Annotated in this window: 18 protein-coding genes; 8 read left to right on the top strand and 10 right to left on the bottom strand. The window is 64.1% G+C overall.

Translation table 11 applies throughout. The features are described from left to right. Positions 1-27 precede the first annotated feature (27 nt). A complete protein-coding gene (locus MU848_RS05230) occupies positions 28-1,461 on the top strand; it encodes an alanine/glycine:cation symporter family protein (protein WP_247230668.1) in 1,434 nt (477 codons plus the stop codon). 14 nt (positions 1,462-1,475) lie between these two features. On the opposite strand, the gene MU848_RS05225 is transcribed toward MU848_RS05230, so the two are convergent. The 5 genes from MU848_RS05225 to MU848_RS05205 all read right to left on the bottom strand — a co-directional run bounded on the left by MU848_RS05225 (position 1,476) and on the right by MU848_RS05205 (position 4,310). After that, positions 1,476-1,658, bottom strand: a complete 183-nt coding sequence (locus tag MU848_RS05225; RefSeq protein WP_097092066.1) for a CsbD family protein — start codon at positions 1,656-1,658, stop codon at positions 1,476-1,478. Between the two features lie 139 nt (positions 1,659-1,797). Beyond that, entirely contained in the window at positions 1,798-2,340 is a 543-nt protein-coding gene (rpsI, locus tag MU848_RS05220) for a 30S ribosomal protein S9 (RefSeq protein ID WP_097092067.1), read from the bottom strand. Next, positions 2,340-2,819 carry a 50S ribosomal protein L13 gene (rplM, locus tag MU848_RS05215; RefSeq protein ID WP_097092068.1) on the bottom strand — a complete coding sequence of 160 codons (480 nt, stop codon included), beginning with the start codon at positions 2,817-2,819 and terminating at the stop codon, positions 2,340-2,342. Before rplM ends, rpsI begins: the two co-directional genes overlap by 1 nt. Before the next feature lie 130 nt (positions 2,820-2,949). Continuing rightward, complete coding sequence (cutA, locus tag MU848_RS05210) at positions 2,950-3,270, bottom strand: divalent-cation tolerance protein CutA (protein WP_247230666.1); 321 nt, start codon at positions 3,268-3,270, stop codon at positions 2,950-2,952. Continuing rightward, complete coding sequence (locus tag MU848_RS05205; protein WP_247230664.1) at positions 3,267-4,310, bottom strand: COX15/CtaA family protein; 1,044 nt, start codon at positions 4,308-4,310, stop codon at positions 3,267-3,269. The genes cutA and MU848_RS05205 overlap by 4 nt, the downstream gene beginning before the upstream one ends. A gap of 140 nt (positions 4,311-4,450) precedes the next feature. Between MU848_RS05205 and MU848_RS05200 the strand changes: the two genes are divergently transcribed. Next, entirely contained in the window at positions 4,451-6,487 is a 2,037-nt protein-coding gene (locus tag MU848_RS05200) for a hybrid sensor histidine kinase/response regulator (RefSeq protein ID WP_247230662.1), read from the top strand. A gap of 200 nt (positions 6,488-6,687) precedes the next feature. Here MU848_RS05200 and MU848_RS05195 read toward each other — a convergent pair whose 3' ends face one another. Continuing rightward, positions 6,688-7,317 (bottom strand): 2-dehydro-3-deoxy-6-phosphogalactonate aldolase, encoded by a 630-nt coding sequence (locus tag MU848_RS05195; RefSeq protein ID WP_247230660.1) that lies wholly within the window; start codon positions 7,315-7,317, stop codon positions 6,688-6,690. After that, the gene (locus MU848_RS05190; protein WP_247230658.1) at positions 7,314-8,216 is read right to left on the bottom strand and encodes a 2-dehydro-3-deoxygalactonokinase; all 903 of its coding nucleotides are present in this window, start codon (positions 8,214-8,216) and stop codon (positions 7,314-7,316) included. The genes MU848_RS05195 and MU848_RS05190 overlap by 4 nt, the downstream gene beginning before the upstream one ends. A gap of 97 nt (positions 8,217-8,313) precedes the next feature. Here MU848_RS05190 and MU848_RS05185 point away from each other — a divergent pair, with 97 nt between their 5' ends. The 5 genes from MU848_RS05185 to MU848_RS05165 all read left to right on the top strand — a co-directional run bounded on the left by MU848_RS05185 (position 8,314) and on the right by MU848_RS05165 (position 14,267). Further along, on the top strand, positions 8,314-10,116 hold the full coding sequence (locus MU848_RS05185; RefSeq protein WP_247230656.1) for an IlvD/Edd family dehydratase: 1,803 nt from the start codon (positions 8,314-8,316) through the stop codon (positions 10,114-10,116). A gap of 16 nt (positions 10,117-10,132) precedes the next feature. Then, complete coding sequence (locus tag MU848_RS05180; protein ID WP_247230655.1) at positions 10,133-11,062, top strand: Gfo/Idh/MocA family protein; 930 nt, start codon at positions 10,133-10,135, stop codon at positions 11,060-11,062. Positions 11,063-11,080: 18 nt separating this feature from the next. Next, positions 11,081-11,839 (top strand): FadR/GntR family transcriptional regulator, encoded by a 759-nt coding sequence (locus tag MU848_RS05175; protein ID WP_247230653.1) that lies wholly within the window; start codon positions 11,081-11,083, stop codon positions 11,837-11,839. 533 nt (positions 11,840-12,372) lie between these two features. Continuing rightward, complete coding sequence (locus MU848_RS05170) at positions 12,373-13,035, top strand: protein-L-isoaspartate(D-aspartate) O-methyltransferase (RefSeq protein WP_247230651.1); 663 nt, start codon at positions 12,373-12,375, stop codon at positions 13,033-13,035. A 242-nt stretch (positions 13,036-13,277) separates the two neighbouring features. Beyond that, positions 13,278-14,267, top strand: coding sequence for a LacI family DNA-binding transcriptional regulator (locus tag MU848_RS05165; RefSeq protein ID WP_247230649.1), 990 nt, complete (start codon positions 13,278-13,280; stop codon positions 14,265-14,267). On the opposite strand, the gene MU848_RS05160 is transcribed toward MU848_RS05165, so the two are convergent. Together MU848_RS05160 and MU848_RS05155 are read right to left on the bottom strand one after the other, a co-directional pair. Then, entirely contained in the window at positions 14,264-15,121 is an 858-nt protein-coding gene (locus MU848_RS05160; protein ID WP_247230648.1) for an SMP-30/gluconolactonase/LRE family protein, read from the bottom strand. The genes MU848_RS05165 and MU848_RS05160 overlap by 4 nt on opposite strands. Positions 15,122-15,124: 3 nt before the next feature. After that, a complete protein-coding gene (locus tag MU848_RS05155) occupies positions 15,125-16,219 on the bottom strand; it encodes an aldose epimerase family protein (RefSeq protein WP_247230646.1) in 1,095 nt (364 codons plus the stop codon). 165 nt (positions 16,220-16,384) lie between these two features. Here MU848_RS05155 and MU848_RS05150 point away from each other — a divergent pair, with 165 nt between their 5' ends. Further along, entirely contained in the window at positions 16,385-17,689 is a 1,305-nt protein-coding gene (locus MU848_RS05150; protein ID WP_247230644.1) for a sugar MFS transporter, read from the top strand. Positions 17,690-17,759: 70 nt separating this feature from the next. Here MU848_RS05150 and MU848_RS05145 read toward each other — a convergent pair whose 3' ends face one another. After that, complete coding sequence (locus tag MU848_RS05145) at positions 17,760-18,653, bottom strand: N-formylglutamate amidohydrolase (protein ID WP_247230642.1); 894 nt, start codon at positions 18,651-18,653, stop codon at positions 17,760-17,762. Between the last annotated feature and the right edge of the window lie 10 nt (positions 18,654-18,663).

Below are 18,663 nucleotides of genomic sequence, written 5' to 3'. Positions count from 1 at the left end.
CACCGCCGAGCCGTCATTCCCTAGCAGGTGGACGGCTTCAATGCAGCGGTAGACGCGCTCTCCAGCGCGGTCTTCTTCAAGGTTCCCTTGCTGGGCACCGAGATCGAATTGATCGTCCTCTACCTCGCAGTGCCGATGTTGTTCTTCACCATCTGGCTGGGATTTCCCAATGTTCGGGCGGTTGGACGTGCAGTGCGCATCTTGCAGACGCAGCCCGACGCAGATCAAGCCAAGGGTGATGTCAGCCAGTGGGGTGCCCTGACCACTGCGCTTGCCGGTACGATCGGCCTCGGCAACATCGCCGGCGTCGCAGTTGCGCTCACCATGGGCGGACCGGGCGCGATTTTCTGGATGTTCGTGATCGGCTGGTTCGCCATGACCGTGAAGATGGCCGAGGTGACGCTTGGCCTGAAATACCGGATCTTCGATCAACGTGGTCATGTCCATGGCGGACCCATGTATGTGCTGAGAGCCATCGGCGCTGCGCGTGGCTGGCCGCGGCTCGGGCTGGTACTGGGTGGGCTTTACGCGTTCTTCGCGCTGTTCGGCGCGATCCCGATGGTGCAAGTGAACCAGAGCTTTGCGCAGGTCAAGGTGGTGACCGGTCTGTCGAACGGCTGGGCCTATGGCGTGCTGTTGGCAGCCGCCGTCGCTTTGGTCACCCTAGGGGGTGCCGCATGGCTGGGTGAGGTTGCGAAGCGTCTTACCCCGCTCAAGGTCGCCGTCTACCTCGCAGGCGTTACCGCCGTTCTTATCATCCATGCTACAGCAATCCCGGCTGCCCTGGCACAAATATGGCATGGCGCCTGGACCGGCAGTGCAGCTACCGGGGGCGCCGTTGGCGCCTTCGTCTCGGGCATGAGGCGTGCCGTTTTCGCCAGCGAGGCAGGCGTCGGCTCGGCTGTGATGGCGCATAGCCTGGCGCGGGTACGCCATCCTGTATCGGAGGGGCTGGTCGCGCTGCTTGAGCCGCTGCTCGGCACGATGATCGTTTGTTCCGTTGGCGGGTTGGCGCTCGTCGTTGCAGGTACGTGGACATCCGGGCTCGAAGGCGTGGCCATCACTTCGGCCGCGTTCGCGCAGGTGTCGCCCTGGTTTCCGTGGCTGCTGGCAGTGGTCGTCGTTCTGTTCGCCTACTCGACGCTCGTCGCCTGGGGATTTTATGGGCTTCAGGCCTGGGGATATCTTTTTGGCCATGGTCCAAAGGCGCAGTGGAGTTACAAAATCCTCTATATCCTGGCGCTGCCGCCTGCCGCGGCGATCGACCTAGGACGAGTGGTGGATATTGTCGACAGCAGCTTCTTCCTCATGGCTATTCCTAACGTCATCGCACTCTATCTGTGCGCTGGAGAACTGCGGCGGGACGTACGCGCCTATCTACGCCCGTCCAATGATGCCTCAGCCACTACAGAGCCGGGCATTAAGAAAAAAGCCCCGCGTCATGCGAGGCCTTTCTCCTGATGCGATGAAGGCTATCAGATCTTGTCGCCAAGCGCGCCCTTCACAGAGCCCTTGACGTCCTGAGCAGTGCCCTTTGCCTTCTGCGCTTTTCCTTCTGCGGCGAGATCGGCGTTATTTTGATGTTGGCCTACCGCTTCCTTGACGGCGCCTGCAGCCTTGTTGCCTGCGGCCTTCAGCTTGTCAGTCGCTTCACCCATATTGTCCTCCTGTCGTGATCTACGGCAGGTCAACAACCTGGATTAGCGAAAGGTTGCCACTGATACGCGTCCGCAACGGACTGCCATAGAAAAAGGGGCCGGAAAACCGGCCCCTTCCAAAATGCTTTGTACCTGACGCTTAGCGCTTCGAGAACTGGAAGCTCCGGCGGGCCTTGGCCTTACCATACTTCTTACGCTCAACGGTGCGGCTGTCGCGGGTGAGGAAGCCCTCAGCCTTGACCGCGCTGCGCAGTGCCGGTTCGTACTTCGACAGCGCCTGGGCAATGCCATGCTTCACGGCGCCAGCCTGACCCGACAGACCGCCGCCCTTGACGGTGGCGATCACGTCATACTGACCTTCACGCTCGGTCACGCCGAAGGGCTGGTTGATAACGAGACGCAGGGTCGGGCGAGCGAAATAGACTTCCTGATCGCGGCCGTTGACCGTGATCTTGCCGGTGCCGGGCTTCACCCAGACGCGTGCGACGGCATCCTTGCGGCGGCCGGTGGCATAGGCGCGGCCGAGGCTGTCGATTTCCTGCGCACGCAGGGGAGCCGAAGGCTGAACCGGCGCGATAGGCGCGTCGGCAGCGGTGGTCTCACCAGCAGCAGCGGGAGCAGCTGCGGGCGCGTTGGCGGTCAGCGACGCGAGGTCGGACAGGGACTGGCGGTTATCGGACATTATGCACCCACCTTGTTCTTGCGGTTGCGCGACGCGAAATCGAGCACTTCGGGGTTCTGCGCTTCGTGCGGATGTTCAGCACCGGCGAAGATGCGCAGGTTGCGCATCTGCTGACGGCCGAGCGGGCCACGGGGGATCATGCGCTCAACGGCCTTTTCCAGGACGCGCTCGGGGAAGCGGCCTTCCAGGATCTTGGCAGGCGTGGTTTCCTTGATGCCGCCGGCGTAACCGGTGTGCTTGTAGTACACCTTGTCGGTCAGCTTGCGGCCGGTGAACTTCACCTTGCCTGCGTTGATGATGATGACATTGTCACCGCAATCGACGTGGGGCGTGAAGCTGGTCTTGTGCTTGCCGCGAAGGATGTTCGCGACGGTCGAGGCGAGGCGGCCGACGACGAGACCTTCCGCGTCGATCAGGATCCACTTCTTTTCGACCGTTGCCGGGGTTGCCGGCTTGGTGGTCTTCATCAGCGCCTTCATGGTGCCAATCTCCAGAATGAAATAGTGAACTGAAAGCGTTCTGGGCTTTCAGAAGATGGGGGCTAATGACGTCGAGGGGTTCAGAAGTCAAGAGATTCGGCGGGTTTCCTGACGGGTAAAATAATACCCGTCACTTCGCGATCTGCTCTGCGACCCATTTTGCGTAGGCCAGATCAGCCGATTCCACCGGCAAAGCGAGGATTGCGGGCACTTCATAGTCGTGAAGTTCGGCAATGCGCGCCATAAGGGCGTCGCGGCGGGAGGGCGTGGTCTTGAAGAGGACCGGCACCTCGGCGGTGCTTTCCATGACCCCGTTCCATTCATAGAGGGAGGTCGCGGCCCCGAGCATATTGGCGCAGGCGGCCAGCCTTTCCGCGATCAGCTGGCGCGCCACGCGATCAGCCGCCTCCGCCGAGCCGAAGAGCGTGTAGACAAGCGCGACGCCGCTCATGCCCGACGTTCCCCAACGGCGTGCGCGCCCCAAGCGGCGGCAGCGACGACGAGGGCGCCGACCGCCTGATGCAGCACGGCCAGCGACAGAGCGATGCCGCTGATAACGGTGGCGATGCCGAGCGCGATCTGCGTGCCGACCGCAGCGTTGATCGCGATCGAGGCGCCGCGCCGCCCTGCCCCCTTCGCCTTGCGCGCAAGGAGGATCAGCATGGCGGCGGCAACCCATGCCCACCAGCGGTGGATGAAATGGACGAGATAAGGATCGCTGGACAAGGTGGCCCAGAGCGATCCCAGCCAGGAAATCCCCTCTGGCACGAAATGGTCGTTCATGAGCGGCCAGGTGTTCGAGACATAGCCAGCGTCGAGCCCGGCTGTGAAGGCCCCGAACATCAGCTGGACCAGCAGCACCAGCAGGGCGACAAGGGCAAAAGGACGCAGCGCGGCTGGACGGGCGGCCGGGTTCCGCGCGAGCGCAAGCAGATCAAGCGCGGTCCAGACGAGGCCGCCGATGATGAAGAGCGCGGTCAGCAGATGGACGGCCAGCCGGTAATGGCTGACATCGGTGCGCACCGACAGGCCGGACGTGACCATCCACCAGCCGATCGCACCCTGAAGCCCGCCAAGCGCCAGCAGCGCGACCAGCCGCCACCCATAGCCGGAAGGGATCGCGCGCCGCCAGGCGAACCAGATCAGCGGAAGGGCGAAGGCGACGCCGATCAACCGCCCAAGCAGCCGGTGCACCCATTCCCAGAAGAAGATGAACTGGAAGTCGGAGAGGGTCATGCCCTGCCGGAGCTGCTGATATTCGGGAATTTGCTGATAGAGCCGAAACGCGTCCTCCCACTGCGCATGGGTGAGCGGCGGGATCGCGCCGGTGATCGGCTTCCATTCCGTAATCGACAGGCCCGATTCGGTGAGGCGCGTGATGCCGCCGACCACCACCATGCAGAAAACCAGCGCCGCCACGGCAAGCAGCCAGCGAGCGATCGAGAGCGGACGGGATGCAGCCGTAGCCGGGCCAAGGGCAAGTTCGGTCATGGCGGCGATCCATGCGCCGATGCCCTTATTGTTGCAAGAGGGCGACCATGGGACAAAAGGTCGCAACGTTCCGTAACGAGCGGATACAAATCATCGGACAGGCGTATCCCGCCTATGCACTTCTTAACAGAGGATAATCGATGATTGCGCCGGCGGACACTATCGCCGGAATGATCGCCACGCAGGGTCCCCTGGGGGATCTGACGGCGCACATCGGCGACGGGTCGCCGCTGGGCCCGGTTGAGCGATGGTCGCCCGCGCTGATCTCAACGGTTCGGCTGATGCTGTCATCCAAGGCGGAAATCGTGCTGTTCTGGGGGCCGGAACTCTGCGCGCTTTATAATGAAGCCTATGCACCGACGATCGGCGACAAGCATCCAGCCGCGCTTGGCCGCCCGGCGCGGGAGAATTGGGCTGAACTGTGGGACGATCTGGAGCCGCTGCTGCTGTCCGTGGTCCAGAAGGGCGAGACGGTGCATGCCAAAGACCGTCCCTTTTACATCGAACGGGACGGTGGACGGGGCGAGCAGGTTTATTTCGACATCAGCTATTCCCCCGTGTTCGAAGCGGACGGATCGATCGGCGGAGCATTGTGCATCGTCAACGAGACGACGCAGCGGGTCAAAGCCGAACGGGAGATGGTGGCTGACCGCAACCGCCTGTGGACGCTGGCCCGCGATCCGTTCCTGATTGCCGACATGGAGGGAAAATGGCTGTCGGCGAGTCCTGCATGGACGGACATATTGGGATGGAGCCAGGAGGAACTGATCGGCCGCACATCGGAATGGATGGAACATCCCGATGATAGCGCGCGCACCAGAGAGGAGGTTCAAACCCTGCAACAGGGGGTGTTGACGATCCGGTTCGAGAACAGGTTCCGGACCAAGGATGGCGAGTATCGCAGTTTCAGCTGGACGGCGGTGCCCGACAATGGGCTGGTCTATTGCGTGGCGCGGGACGTCACGGAACAGCGCGCCCATGCTCGCGCCCTTGCCGAAACGGAAGCCGCGTTGCGGCAGGCGCAGAAGATGGAGACGCTGGGCCAGCTGACCGGCGGCGTCGCCCATGACTTCAACAATCTGTTGCAGGTCGTCACCGGCAACCTCGAACTGCTCCAGCGCGGCCTCAACGATAATGAGCGGATGCGTCGCGCGGCAGACAATGCGATGGCAGGTGCCGAGCGTGCGGCGATGCTGACGCAGCAGCTGCTCGCCTTTTCGCGCCGCCAGCCCTTGGCGCCCGAACGCGTCGATCCCAACCGGCTGGTGAGCCGCATGTCGGACCTGCTGAACCGCACCTTGGGCGAGAGGATCGAGGTGGAGACGATCCAGGCCGCGCGCGCATGGCCGATCGAGGTCGACCTCAACCAGATGGAAAATGCGCTGCTGAACCTGGCGGTCAATGCGCGGGACGCGATGCCGGACGGCGGCAAGCTGACCATCGAAGTCGCCAACACGCATATCGATGACCATTATGCGGCGCAGGAAGATGATGTGCAGCCCGGGCAATATGTGCTGATCTGCCTATCTGACACAGGCCAAGGCATGGACGCCGAGACGTTGAGCCACGCGATTGAGCCCTTCTTCACCACCAAGGAAGTGGGGCGCGGCACCGGGCTGGGCCTGTCCATGGTCTATGGCTTCATCAAGCAGTCAGGCGGGCATATCCGGGTTTATTCGGAGGTGGGTGAAGGGACGAGCGTCAAGATCTACCTGCCCCGCTATCATGGCCTGGTGCCCGCCAACGACCAGTTGGAGGAGGCCCCCCGCCCCGCCGTTAGCGGCGGCGACGAGACGGTGCTGGTGTGCGAGGATGACGAGAAGGTGCGCGCCTACGCCGTCGAGGTGCTGAACGAGTTGGGCTATCATGTGATCGAAGTGGGGAATGGACCGGCGGCGCTGGAAGCGCTGGAGCAGCCGGGCGAGCATATCGACCTGCTGTTCACCGATGTGGTTCTGCCCGGAGGGATGACGGGAGCGGACGTGGCGCGGGAGGCGGCGGCGCGCAGGCCCGACATCAAGATCCTGTTCGCGACCGGCTATGCGCGGAACGCCATTTTCCACCATGGGCGGTTGGACCCGGGAGTGGAATTGCTGACCAAGCCTTTCACCTATGCCGACCTGGCGGGCAAGGTGCGGGAGGTGTTGGACCGGCGGGTCGAGCAGCGGGTGGGATAGTGTTCGGGGTTTGGGGTTGATGCGCTTAGCTTGGCTTAGCTTGAACTGGATGGGAGGCGTGGCCTGTTCAACCTCTCGCCATTCACGCGGATCACTCTAAATCCGTTCGGGCTGAGCTTGTCGAAGCCTCTTCCCTTCTAAAGGAAGTAGAGCCCTTCGACAGGCTCAGGGCGAACGGATGATGGGTAGCGTGGCGCTCTTTAGCGGAGCGCGCGCCACGCTTCGACCAAGGCTTTCGCTCGGTCCGCCACTGTCGCGGCAGTGTCGCCAGCGCGGTATAGGGCTCCGCCGACGCCGATGCCTTCGCATCCTGCGCCGAGCCATTGGCCGATAGTCTCGGCGCCGGTGCCGCCGACCGCCCAAAGGCCGACATGGCGCGGCAGCACTTCCTTGATGGCCTTGATATAGGTGGGGCCGACGCTGGCGGCGGGGAATAGTTTGAGGCGGCGGGCGCCAGCGCGGACAGCTGCGAAACCTTCGCTGGGGGTCATGAAGCCGGGCAGCATGTCGAAGCCATATTGCGCGCCCCGCGCGATGACGGCGGGGTCGGTATTGGGCGTCACCATGATTCGTCCACCGGTGCGGCGCAGATCGTCCACTGCTTCGACCGACAGCACGGTGCCACCGCCGATCAGCGCGGTCGTGCCGAACGCCTGCTGGAGCGCGGTGATGCTTTCGAAGGGTTCGGGCGAGTTCAATGGCACTTCGATGATGCGGATGCCCGCGTCGATAAGAGCCGTGCCGATCTCCACCGCTTCTTCGGGACGAAGGCCACGGAGGATGGCGCAGACGGGCGGAGCGCCTGCGGCAAGAAGGGAATCGAGGGTCATGCGGCATTCTCCGGAAGAGTGAGGCCAGCGAGGACGCAATCGTCGCCGCTCAAGGATCGGGAAGAGAGGCCCTGCGCCTCCAGCGCCTCTGCATAGCGGGCGCACAGGCGCTGATCGCCAATGAGGGTGATGCCGCTCACGTCGCCGAGCAGGGCGCGCACTTCGGCGATTTCGCAACCGATGAGAAGGCCGGAAAGATAGCCAGCGGCCCAATCTGGCGAGCGTCCGGCGCGCAGGCGCTTGGCGCGGGCGGCAAAGAGGCTGGTGAGGAGGCGGCCCTCCCCGGCCCGGCCGAGGCCTTCGGCAAAACCTTCCGCTTCCTGGGCGGCATCTGCGGGGTCGGCTTTGGGGCCGAGCGTGGACTGATCACGCAGCAGGGCGAAAAGCTCGCCAGTGGGGACTGTGCGGAAGCTGACGATGCGGCCGTCTTCAACCAGCGACCATTTATTGTGCGTGCCGGGCAGGACGATGAGGTGGCGGCCCTGCGCCAGATCGGGATTCCGGTGCATCGCGCCGAAAATCTGCGTTTCCTCGCCGCGCATGACGTCGGGGACGCCATCCTCGTCCGTGCAGGCAAGGCCCGCGAGGATCGACAGCGGCGCGCCCTGCCAGTCGAAGCGGACGGCAGCGGTGCGCCAATCCTGCGCGGTGGCGGGGCAGTCCGCATAGGGCGCTTCCACCCAGCCGTCGCGCGCGCCCGCCATGCCGCACAGGCGGATGGTGCCGGGCGTGCCGTCTTCCAGCCAGGGGGCGATGGCTTGCGCGAAGGCTTGGGCGGCGTTCGCGCCCGCTTCGGCTATGCCGGGGCCCTCGCGGCGGGCGGTGACCTGCCCCTGCTCCATGCGGAAGAGGCGAAGGCGGCTGGTGCCCCAGTCGCCCACCACGTCATAGCTGCTCATGCGCGTCATTTCCGTTCTTGTCTGCTCATTTGTATGAGTATATGGATCAGCCGATAGCGTCAATGCGTGGCGCGCCTCAATGCCTTTAGGATATCTCATGGCCGTTTCGTCTCAGCCCGACCGGAAATTGCGCAGCCGCGCCTGGTTCGACAATCCGGACAATATCGACATGACGGCGCTCTATGTGGAGCGATATCTGAACTTCGGGTTGAGCCTGGAGGAGTTGCGGAGCGGCAAGCCGATCATCGGCATCGCGCAGACCGGCAGCGACCTGTCGCCCTGCAACCGCCACCATCTGGTGCTGGCTGAGCGCATTCGCGAGGGTATCCGCGAGATGGGCGGCATAGCGCTCGAGTTTCCGGTCCACCCGATCCAGGAAACGGGCAAGCGGCCAACCGCGGGGCTGGACCGGAACCTTGCCTATCTGGGGCTGGTCGAGGCCTTGTACGGCTATCCGATCGATGGCGTGGTGCTGACGACGGGCTGCGACAAGACGACGCCTGCGCTGCTGATGGCGGCGGCGACGGTGAACATTCCGGCGATTGCGCTCTCGGTCGGGCCGATGCTCAATGGCTGGTACAAGGGGCAGCGGACGGGGTCGGGCACGATCGTCTGGCACGCACGGCAGCTGCTGGCGGCCGGGAAGATCGATGATGAGGGCTTCATCAAGCTGGTGGCCTCTTCAGCGCCCTCGACTGGCTATTGCAACACGATGGGCACGGCGACGACCATGAACAGCCTGGCCGAGGCGCTGGGGATGATGTTGCCGGGATCGGCCGCCATCCCCGCGCCCTATCGCGATCGGCAGGAGGCCGCGTGGCGCACCGGCAAGCGGATCGTGGAGATGGTGGCGGAGGATCTGAAGCCCTCAGACATATTGACGCTGGATGCCTTTCATAATGCGATCATGGTCAATTCGGCGATCGGGGGATCGACCAACGCGCCGATCCATCTGGCGGCGATCGCGCGCCATGTCGGCGTCGAATTGCCGCTGAAGGATTGGGAGATGGTGGGGCATCATGTGCCGCTGCTGGTGAACCTGCAGCCGGCGGGCGAATATCTGGGCGAGGATTATTATCGCGCGGGCGGCGTGCCTGCGGTGGTGGGGCAGCTGATCGCGCAGGGCCTGATCCGCGAGGGCGCGATGACGGTGAACGGGCGAACGATGGGCGAGAATTGCCGGGCGGTGGAGATCGAGGATGAAAATGTCATCCGCCCGTTCGCCCAGCCGCTGAAGGAAGAAGCGGGCTTCCTGGTGCTGTCGGGCAATCTGTTCGACGCGGCGATCATGAAGACGAGCGTCATCAGCGAGGAATTCCGCCAGCGCTACCTCTCCAACCCTGCCGATCCCAACGCCTTTGAAGGACCGGCGGTCGTTTTCGACGGGCCGGAGGATTATCATGCGCGGATCGACGATCCGGCGGTCGGCATCACGCCCGACACGCTGATGTTCATGCGCGGCGCCGGACCGATCGGTTATCCGGGCGCGGCGGAGGTCGTGAACATGCGGCCGCCTGCCTATCTGATCACCGAAGGCGTGTCCGCCCTGCCCTGCATCGGTGACGGGCGGCAGTCGGGCACGTCGGGAAGCCCATCCATCCTCAACGCCTCGCCAGAGGCTGCGGCGATGGGCGGACTGGCGCTGCTGAAAACGGGGGACCGGGTGCGGATGGACCTGGAGGCGCGGACGGTGAACGTGCTGATCCCCGACGAGGAACTGGAAGCGCGGCGCGCGGCGCTGCGGGCGGAGGGGGGCTATGCCTATCCGGCGTCGCAGACCCCGTGGCAGGAAATCCAGCGCGCTCTGGTGGGACAGCTGGACAAGGGGGCGATCCTGGAGGGCGCGGAGAAGTTCCAGCGGATCGCGCAGACCCAGGGTCTGCCGCGCGACAATCATTAAAGAGCAGAGGAACGGCATGAACGGCATCATCAAGGCGGGGCTGGTCGGGCTGGGCAAGATCGCGCGCGACCAGCATTTGCCCGCGATCGAACAAACCGGCGGCATCGACCTGGTGGCAGTCGCCAGCCGCAATGCGCAGGCGGATGGGGTGAACAACTATCCCACGCTGGACGCGATGCTGGCGGGCGAACCCGACATGGATGCGGTGATCCTGTGCCAACCGCCGCAGGTGCGCTATGAGGCCGCGCGCGAAGCGATCCTGGCGGGCAAGCATGTCTTCCTGGAAAAGCCGCCCGGCGCGACGGTGACGCAAGTCGAGGCGCTGATCACCCTGGCGCGCGCGCAGGGCGTGACGATCTATGCAAGCTGGCACAGCCGCCATGCCGCCGCCGTGGCAGATGCCAAGGCATGGATGGCGAAGCGCAAGGTCACGCGCGTGTCGATCGAGTGGCGCGAAGATGTGCGGCATTGGCATCCCAGCCAGCCCTGGATTTGGGAAGCAGGCGGCTTTGGCGTGTTCGATCCGGGCATCAATGCGCTGTCGATCCTGACCGAGATCATGCCCGAACCGGTGACGATGCTGGCCGCGAGCCTGGAAGTGCCCGCCAACAAGCAGGCGCCGATCGCCGCCAGCCTGAAGATGGCGAGCGCGTCGGGCGCGCCCATCGAAGCAGCGTTCGATTGGCGGCAGACCGGCAAGCAGACATGGGACATTGCCGTCGAAACGCAGGATGGCAAGCTGCTCCTGTCCGAAGGCGGCAACCAGCTGACCGTGGACGGCGAAGTCATGGTGCAGGCGCCAGAAGGCGAATATCCGGAGATGTACCGGCAGTTCGTCCAGCTGGTGAAGGATCGGGCAATCGGCGCCGACATCAGGCCGCTGCAACTGGTGGCTGACGCCTTCCTTTGCGGCAAGCATTGTCCTACGGCGGCATTCGAGGATTAAAGGGCGGGGGAGCAGAGCTTGGGTAAGGAAGACCGGCATCCGGCGGAACGAAAGTTCGGCAGTGAGGAAAGCGGGCTTCGTATCCACCAGGCGATTGCCCGGCAGCTCGGCACCGCGATCGTGGCCGGAATCCACAAGCCGGGCGATGTTTTCGAAGGCGAGATAGAGGCGGCCGAACGGCTGCGCGTGTCCCGCACCGCCTATCGGGAAGCGGTGCGCATACTGGTGGCCAAGGGCATGCTGGAAAGCCGCCCCAAGGCGGGGACGCGCGTCCTGCCGCGCAGCCGCTGGAATGTGCTGGACCCCGAAATGCTTGCCTGGATGTTCGCTGGGGAGCCGGACGCGGCCTTCGTCCGGGACCTGTTCGAACTGCGCGGCGTCATAGAACCGGCAGCGGCGGAATTGGCGGCACGGCGGCGCACCGGTTCGCAGCTTTTGGCGATGGAGCAGGCGCTTGCGCAGATGCGCGGCCATGGACTGTCGACGGAAGAAGGACGCGCCGCCGACCAGCGTTTCCACCACGCCATCCTCGCCGCGACGCAGAATGACGCGCTGGCTGCGCTGGCAAGTTCGGTTGGAGCCGCGGTCAGTTGGACCACGACATTCAAGCAGCGCAGGAAGTCACCCCCGCGTGATCCCTTTGCCGATCATCGGGCGGTGTTCGACGCGATTGCGGCGGGCGATGCGGAGGGTGCGCGAGCGGCGATGAGTGAGCTGTTGCGGCTGGCGCTGGCGGATATGGATATTGCGCTTTTGGAGCCGGTGGCGGGTTCTTAATTGGGCCGGTTGGAATAGCGGGCCGAATGTGGATGCAGTCCGAGTGTCCGTATCTACCGTCATCCTGGCGGAAGCTGGGATCTCAGGGGGTGTTGTGCCGTGTGGCCTGAGATCCCAGCTTTCGCTGGGATGACGGAATGAGGTGACGCTGTTTACAGTGTGATGTCGATGTGGATCTTATCAGCTTTGATCGATCAAGTCCCTAATGCGGCTTGCCCATTCCTGGAGCGTGAAGGGCTTTGCGAGCAGCGCGATGTTCGGGTCCAGCTTTCCGTCGCGCAGGAAAATTTCGCGGGTGTAACCGCTGGTGTAGAGGATCTTGAGCCCAGGCCGTGTCCGATACTTGAGGAAAATGCAGAGCCTATCATAGCGCCTTGTTTTTGAACGCCGACCACCCCGCCGCGTGGAAGTTGGCTAAACGAGGTTAAGGCGTTGGCGCACAAAGGCGGGCGCTTGGAAGGTCATTAGAGGATATGATCTTCGTCGAACGGCGGGCGTGAGTCGTTGGCTCTCAGGAGCGGTCAGGAGGCGGGATGGCGGATTGCGCGCGCCTGCGCCAGATGATGGTCGAGCAACAGATCATCCGCCGGGGCGTGGGTGATCCCCGGCTGTGGGCAGCCATGCGCGCCGTGCCGCGCGAGCGCTTCGTTCCGGAAGATGTCCGAAGCCTGGCCTATGAGGACAGGCCCTTGCCGGTCGAGGCGGGCCAGACCATTTCGCAGCCTTATATCGTTGCGCGGATGATAGAGGCAGCGGCGATCAGCCCGGAGGATCGGGTGCTGGAGGTGGGTGCGGGCTCCGGCTACGCAGCGGCGGTCATGAGCCGCCTTGCCGCGCATGTCTTCGCGGTCGAGCGCATCGCCGAACTGACTGCGCTGGCGGAGGGGCGGATGAAGGCGCTTGGCTATGACAATGTGTCGATCGGCTTGGGCGACGGGACCGCAGGATGGGCGGAGAAGGCTCCCTTCGACGCCATATTGGTGGCGGCTGGCGGTCCGGGCGTGCCGCCGCCGCTGCGCGAACAGCTGGCGATCGGCGGACGGTTGGTGATGCCGGTCGGGGATGGCGGCGAACAGCAGCTTGTGCGCCTGATCCGCAAGGACGAGGAGGAGTTCGATCTGACGGTGCTGGAAGCCGTGCGGTTCGTGCCGCTGATCGGCGCGCATGGCTGGAAAGATGGGAATGCCGATCCCTGAGCGGGAAAGCGCATCCCGGACAACCACATGCTCGTGCAGTTAGCCTGCAGCTGTCCGGGATGACCTTATTGCCATCAGGTATGACAACGCTGTCTTTCTTAAAGAGTTGGGCGGATCGATCAAGTCCTTTTTCCTTTCGGCCCTTAAAAAGCCGCGGCCTTGTTTTGCGTGGGCTTTCCATGCCAATGCGATGGCGATGACATGGGGTGTTCATATCAGAGCGGGCGCGGTCCGGGGTTTTCATGGCCAGCATCCATGACGTAGCCGCGCTGGCTGGCGTTTCCATCAAGACCGTGTCGCGGGTCGTCAACAAGGCGCCCAATGTCAGCGAACAGCTGCGCGAGCGGGTGGCGGCGGCGATACAGCAACTGGACTATCGGCCGAACCAGTCCGCGCGGCGGCTGGCAGGCGGGCGGTCGTTCATGATCGCCTTTCTCTACAACAATCCCGTCGCAAGCTATATCAGCGGCATCCAGGCGGGCGCGGTCAACCGGTGCCGGGAACTGGGCTATCATCTGGTGGTCGAGCTGATCCCGTTGGCGGGCGAGGAGCGGTTCGACATTCTTGAGGGGCTGGCGGCCGCGCTGCGCCCCGATGGCGTGTTCCTCGCGCCGCCGCTGTCCGACGATCCCGCGGTGCTGGAATGGCTGGCGGAAAAGAAGTTGCCCTGCGCGCGGATCGCGGGGCCGAACGGGGCGCAGAGCCTGAATATCGTGACCCCGGAATGGGAGGCGGGACGGATGGTGGCCGATCACCTGCTAGGCCTTGGCCACCGCAGGATTGGCGTCATCACGCCGCCGCCTGCCCATGAGGCGGCGACGCACCGGGTTGACGGGTTCCGCGAAGGACTGGCCGCGGCGGGGCTGGCGGAGGAGGCGGCGCTATTCGTGGAGGGCGGGTTCGACTATCCGTCGGGGATCGCTGCGGGCGAGACATTGCTGGGAATGGCCGAGCCGCCGACCGCGATCTTTGCGACCAATGACGACATGGCGCTGGGCGTTCTGCAACTGGCGCGGCAGCGGGGCTTGCGGGTCCCTCAAGACCTCTCCGTGGTCGGCTTCGACGACACGCCCGCGAGCCTCACCGCCTGGCCGCCGCTCACGACTGTACGCCAGCCGCTGGCGCAGATGGGGGCAGCGGTCATCGACGCGCTGATCAACCGGCCCGCAAAGGCGCCGCAGTTCGATTTCGAGCTGGTGCCGCGTGAAAGTTCCGCGCCGCCCCCGGCTTAGCCTGCATAAAGCGACGTCGGCATGCCCTTCACACCGGCATCGACCTCGAACAAGCCGCCGTCATAGTCGCTGTCCGGCAATCCGACAGCCGCCGAACTCACGAACATGCGATCCAGCCCGGCACCTGCAAAGCATATGTTCGTCACCTGCTGCGCTGGCAAGGCGATGGCGCGGTCTAGCTTGCCATCGGGCGTGAAACGGCTGATGCGGCTGCCGCCCCAATGCGCGATCCAGATATGCCCGTCGGTGTCCACCGTCATGCCGTCGGGATAACCGTCTCCGTCGCCAAACTGGATGAAGACCTCGCGCGCGGACAGGCCGCCGCCTTCGGTACGGGAGAAGCGGTAGACGGTGCGGCGCGCGCTGTCGGTATGATAAAGCCAGTTGCCGCACGGGGAAAAGGCAGGCCCGTTGGGCACGCGATAGCCGCTGTCCATCTGCGTCCAGCGGCCGTCCGGGTCCAGCCGGTAGAAGGCGCCGCTGTCCTCCGCCTCCGCCATGTCCATCGTGCCGCACCAGATGCGCCCGTCCGCATCAGCCTTGCCGTCGTTCATGCGATTGCCGGGCAGATGCTGTTCAGGATCGCCGAACGGCTCAAGCGTGAGCGGATCAAGGGAAAGCCGCGCGAAACCGCTTTGCAGGCCAGCGATGAAGCCGCCGCCCTGCCGCTCGGCAACCCAGCCGATCGGCTCCGGCATCGTCCAACGGTCGATGCTGCCATCCGTCAGGGAAAGGCGATTGAGCGCGGGGGCGATGATGTCGGTCCAATAGACCGCATTGTCGCGCGCGGACCAGAGCGTCCCCTCGCCCAGCTTGTCGCGAATGTCGCGTTTGATGAGTTGCCACTGCGCCATGGTTCAGCGCTTTACCGAAAGGCGATAGATCATGACGTGACGATAGGGCTTGCCGGGATCGACCCGGGCCGAGGGAAAGTTCGGGTGATTGGGCGCGTCCGGAAAATTTTGCGGCTCAAGCGCGAAGCCGTCGCCCATGCGATAGAGATGATCATTTTTGCCAAGGAATGTCCCGTCGAGAAAATTGCCGGAATAGAATTGAAGTCCGGGCTCCGTGCTCAGCACTTCCAGCACGCGGCCCGACGCGGGGTCCTCAAGACGCGCAGCCAGCTCCGGCGTAGCCGTCCGCCCCTTGTCCAGCACCCAATTATGATCATAGCCGCGCCCGAAACTGATCTGCCGATCGGTGCCGTCGCGCACGGCATCATCCACGCGGCGAGGCGAGCGGAAGTCGAACGGCGTTCCCGCGACCGGCCTGATCTCACCAGTAGGGATAAGTCCCGCATCGACGGGCGTATAAGCCTTGGCCGGTATCGTTAGCAGATGACCGAGGGCGCCGCCCCGTGCGCCTTCGCCCGCCAGATTGAAGACGGCATGGTTGGTGAGGTTGACGATGGTCGGCTTGCTCGCCTGCGCTTCGAAACTGATGGTCAGCCCACCGCTTTCGTCCAGTGCATAGCTGATCCGGGCGTCGAGCTGGCCGGGATAACCCGCCTCGCCATCCGGGCTACTGTAGGCCAGCACGACTTCCGGGCGCGGTTCGCTGCGGACCGACACGACCTTCCAGACCTGTTTGTCGAACCCCCTCCCGCCGCCGTGCAGCGTATTGCCCTTGTCATTGAGCGGCAGCTGGTAGCTTTGGCCGTCCAAAGTGAACTGGCCGCGTCCGATCCGGTTGGCATAGCGGCCGACCGTCACGCCGAAAAAGTCGGGTCGCGCCAGATAGCCCGCCAGATCGTCATAGCCGAGCAGCACGTCAGCCTGCTTGCCGTCCCGATCGGGGCCAGACAGCGACTGCAATGTCGCGCCATAAGTGAGAATGCGGGCCGACACGCCATGCCCATTGGAAAGAGTGATCGCCTCTATGGCCGTGCCGTCAGCAAGCTGGCCTGCAGGAGCGCGGCTGGCTTCAGCCGCAAGTGCTGACGTGCTTGCCATCAGACACGCGAAACAATAGGACGATGATGTTCGAAAAGCATGGCTGATCCAGCCCCCCTGCATACGATCCCCCTGCCGCCGGGGTATATTGACGCCCGACGGGCAGCTATATACTCGGACAAATAGAAGCAGCACAAGCCTGTTGGCCCCTGTTGGAGAAGATGAATGCCTGCACCTCCCTCATCATCAGCCACTCTGACTGCGGGCGACCATCCCGCCACCCGGTACGGTCCTGCACTGACGCTGCTGGCGAGCCTGTTCTTCATGTGGGGCTTCATCACCGTCATCAACAACACGCTGTTGCCGCACCTGCGCAGCGTGTTCGAGCTGAACTATACGCAGACAACGTTGATCGAGTCCGTATGGTTCATCGCCTATTTCGTCGCGTCGATTCCTTCGGCCAAGCTGATCGAACGTGTCGGATACCAGAAGTCGCTGGTGATCGGCCTGCTGATCATGGCGGCGGGGTCGCTCGGCATGATGCTGGCGGCCAGCCTGCCATCCTATGGCGTCACATTGACCATGCTGTTCATCATCGCGAGCGGCATCACGCTGCTTCAGGTGGCGGCCAACCCCTATGTGGCGGTTGTCGGCAAGCCTGAAACCGCATCTTCGCGCCTCAATCTGGTGCAGGCGATGAATTCGGCGGGAACGATGCTGGCGCCGCTGTTCGGTGCTTATCTGATCCTTGGCCGTTCCAAGGGCGGCACGTCGAGCGCGGACGTCGTGCTGACGCCGGCCGAACGGCTGGCGGACGCGCAATCCGTGATACTGCCCTATGGGTTGGTTGCCGTCGTGTTGGTGGTGCTGGCGATCGTCATTGCCCGCTTCCCCCTTCCCGCGATGGGATCATCGACCGCCCGGCTGGCGAAGGAGGAACGGAAGAAGCACTCACTCTGGTCGCATCGCAATCTGGTCTTCGGCATCCCCGCCATCTTCATCTACCTGATCGCGGAAATCGGCGTCGCCAACCTGTTCGTGAACTTCGTCAGTCAGCCGGACATCGCCAATCTGACTCATGAACAGGCTGGCCGCTATCTGAGCTTCCTGTGGGGCGGCATGATGGTTGGCCGGTTCGCAGGGTCGGCGATCATGCAAAAGGTGGACGCGGGCAAGGTGTTGGCAGCCTTTGCCACAGGGTCGTTCATCGTGATGCTTGTCGCGGTGTTCAGCCACGGACCCGTCGCAATGTGGGCGCTGATCCTGGTGGGCCTTGGCCATTCGATCATGTTCCCGACCATCTTCACCCTTGGCATTCGCGGCCTGGGGCCGTTGACCGAGGAAGGTTCCGGGCTGTTGATCATGGCGATCGCCGGCGGCTCGCTGGTGGTCGTTCAGGGATGGCTAGCCGACAATTACGGTCTGCAGAACAGCTTCCTGCTGACGGCTGCCTGCGAACTCTACATCCTCTTCTACGCGCTTTGGGGTTCAAGGCCGACGCACGCGCTGCCTGACCAGCATCTGGAATGACGCGCGTTTAGAGAGCCAAGCAAATGAGAGGCCGGGGTGCATATAACGCCCCGGCCTTTTGCATGGGCGGCTATTCAGCGGCGAGCGGATAGGCGGCGCGTGGCGCTTCGCAGGCGATCGCATCGACCAACGAGCCGATAGCCGCCTGGACCCGCGGCAGGCCGGGGCCGGGATTGTCCAAGGCGGCGTCCAGATAGAGGCTGCGGTCAATCTCCACCTGCATGGCGTAGAAGTCATGGCCCGGCTGCCCATGGCGTTCGATCATATGGTCGCCCGCATAGGGATGGTTCTGCGCCACCGTCAGCCCATGCCCTTCCAGCACATCGGCCGCCAGCGTCATCAGCCGCGCCGATGCCGCCCGGCCGAAGCGATCGCCCAGCACTGCGGTGGGCGCAGGCTGCCCGGCGGCAGCTGCGGGAAGCGGCGGCATGGAATGGAGATCGATCAGCACGGCATGGCCATGCGCCTCTCGCGCGGATCGCATCATGCGGGTCAGGGTGGCATGATATGGGCGGTGGATCGTGTCGATGCGGCGGCGCACCTCCTCCCACCCGACAGGCCGCTGCCACAATTCATATGCCCCCGGCAGCCGGCGCGGCAGCAGGCCCAGGCCGCCGCGCAGCTTCGCGCTGCCTTGAAGAGCAGCGTCACGGGGCAGGCCCGTCACCATCGCGGGATCGATTTCCCGCTCATGCCGATTAAGGTCGATCATCGCCCGAGGCGCACGCGCCACCAGCACATGATAGCCGCGTTCGATCAAGGGGTGGGCGAGCAAGTCCGCCCAGCGATCCTCCAACCGCCGCAGCACGTCGGGCGCGACTCTGGCGCTGTTCAACAAGGCCGGGTCATAGGCTCGCCCGGCATGGGGCACCGAAATAACCACGGGAGCGATCGGCCGGTCCGGTCCGTAGAGATCATGCGAAGGCAGAGATTCGGCCGGAGCGCGCGGTGCGGAATAGCTCAAATCATCTCCT

The organism is Sphingobium agri, assembly GCF_023051225.1.
Classification (GTDB): Bacteria; Pseudomonadota; Alphaproteobacteria; order Sphingomonadales; family Sphingomonadaceae; genus Sphingobium; species Sphingobium agri.
The sequence above is the reverse complement of the archived record's forward strand: the minus strand, read 5'-3'. Positions and strand labels throughout refer to the sequence as shown.

Coding starts and splice junctions, on each gene's coding strand:
- MU848_RS05225 (WP_097092066.1), bottom strand. CDS start 1,658: ATGGGTGAAGCGACTGACAAGCTGAAGGCCGCAGGCAACAAGGCTGCA.
- rpsI (WP_097092067.1), bottom strand. CDS start 2,340: ATGTCCGATAACCGCCAGTCCCTGTCCGACCTCGCGTCGCTGACCGCC.
- rplM (WP_097092068.1), bottom strand. CDS start 2,819: ATGAAGGCGCTGATGAAGACCACCAAGCCGGCAACCCCGGCAACGGTC.
- cutA (WP_247230666.1), bottom strand. CDS start 3,270: ATGAGCGGCGTCGCGCTTGTCTACACGCTCTTCGGCTCGGCGGAGGCG.
- MU848_RS05205 (WP_247230664.1), bottom strand. CDS start 4,310: ATGACCGAACTTGCCCTTGGCCCGGCTACGGCTGCATCCCGTCCGCTC.
- MU848_RS05200 (WP_247230662.1), top strand. CDS start 4,451: ATGATTGCGCCGGCGGACACTATCGCCGGAATGATCGCCACGCAGGGT.
- MU848_RS05195 (WP_247230660.1), bottom strand. CDS start 7,317: ATGACCCTCGATTCCCTTCTTGCCGCAGGCGCTCCGCCCGTCTGCGCC.
- MU848_RS05190 (WP_247230658.1), bottom strand. CDS start 8,216: ATGAGCAGCTATGACGTGGTGGGCGACTGGGGCACCAGCCGCCTTCGC.
- MU848_RS05185 (WP_247230656.1), top strand. CDS start 8,314: ATGGCCGTTTCGTCTCAGCCCGACCGGAAATTGCGCAGCCGCGCCTGG.
- MU848_RS05180 (WP_247230655.1), top strand. CDS start 10,133: ATGAACGGCATCATCAAGGCGGGGCTGGTCGGGCTGGGCAAGATCGCG.
- MU848_RS05170 (WP_247230651.1), top strand. CDS start 12,373: ATGGCGGATTGCGCGCGCCTGCGCCAGATGATGGTCGAGCAACAGATC.
- MU848_RS05165 (WP_247230649.1), top strand. CDS start 13,278: ATGGCCAGCATCCATGACGTAGCCGCGCTGGCTGGCGTTTCCATCAAG.
- MU848_RS05160 (WP_247230648.1), bottom strand. CDS start 15,121: ATGGCGCAGTGGCAACTCATCAAACGCGACATTCGCGACAAGCTGGGC.
- MU848_RS05155 (WP_247230646.1), bottom strand. CDS start 16,219: ATGGCAAGCACGTCAGCACTTGCGGCTGAAGCCAGCCGCGCTCCTGCA.
- MU848_RS05150 (WP_247230644.1), top strand. CDS start 16,385: ATGCCTGCACCTCCCTCATCATCAGCCACTCTGACTGCGGGCGACCAT.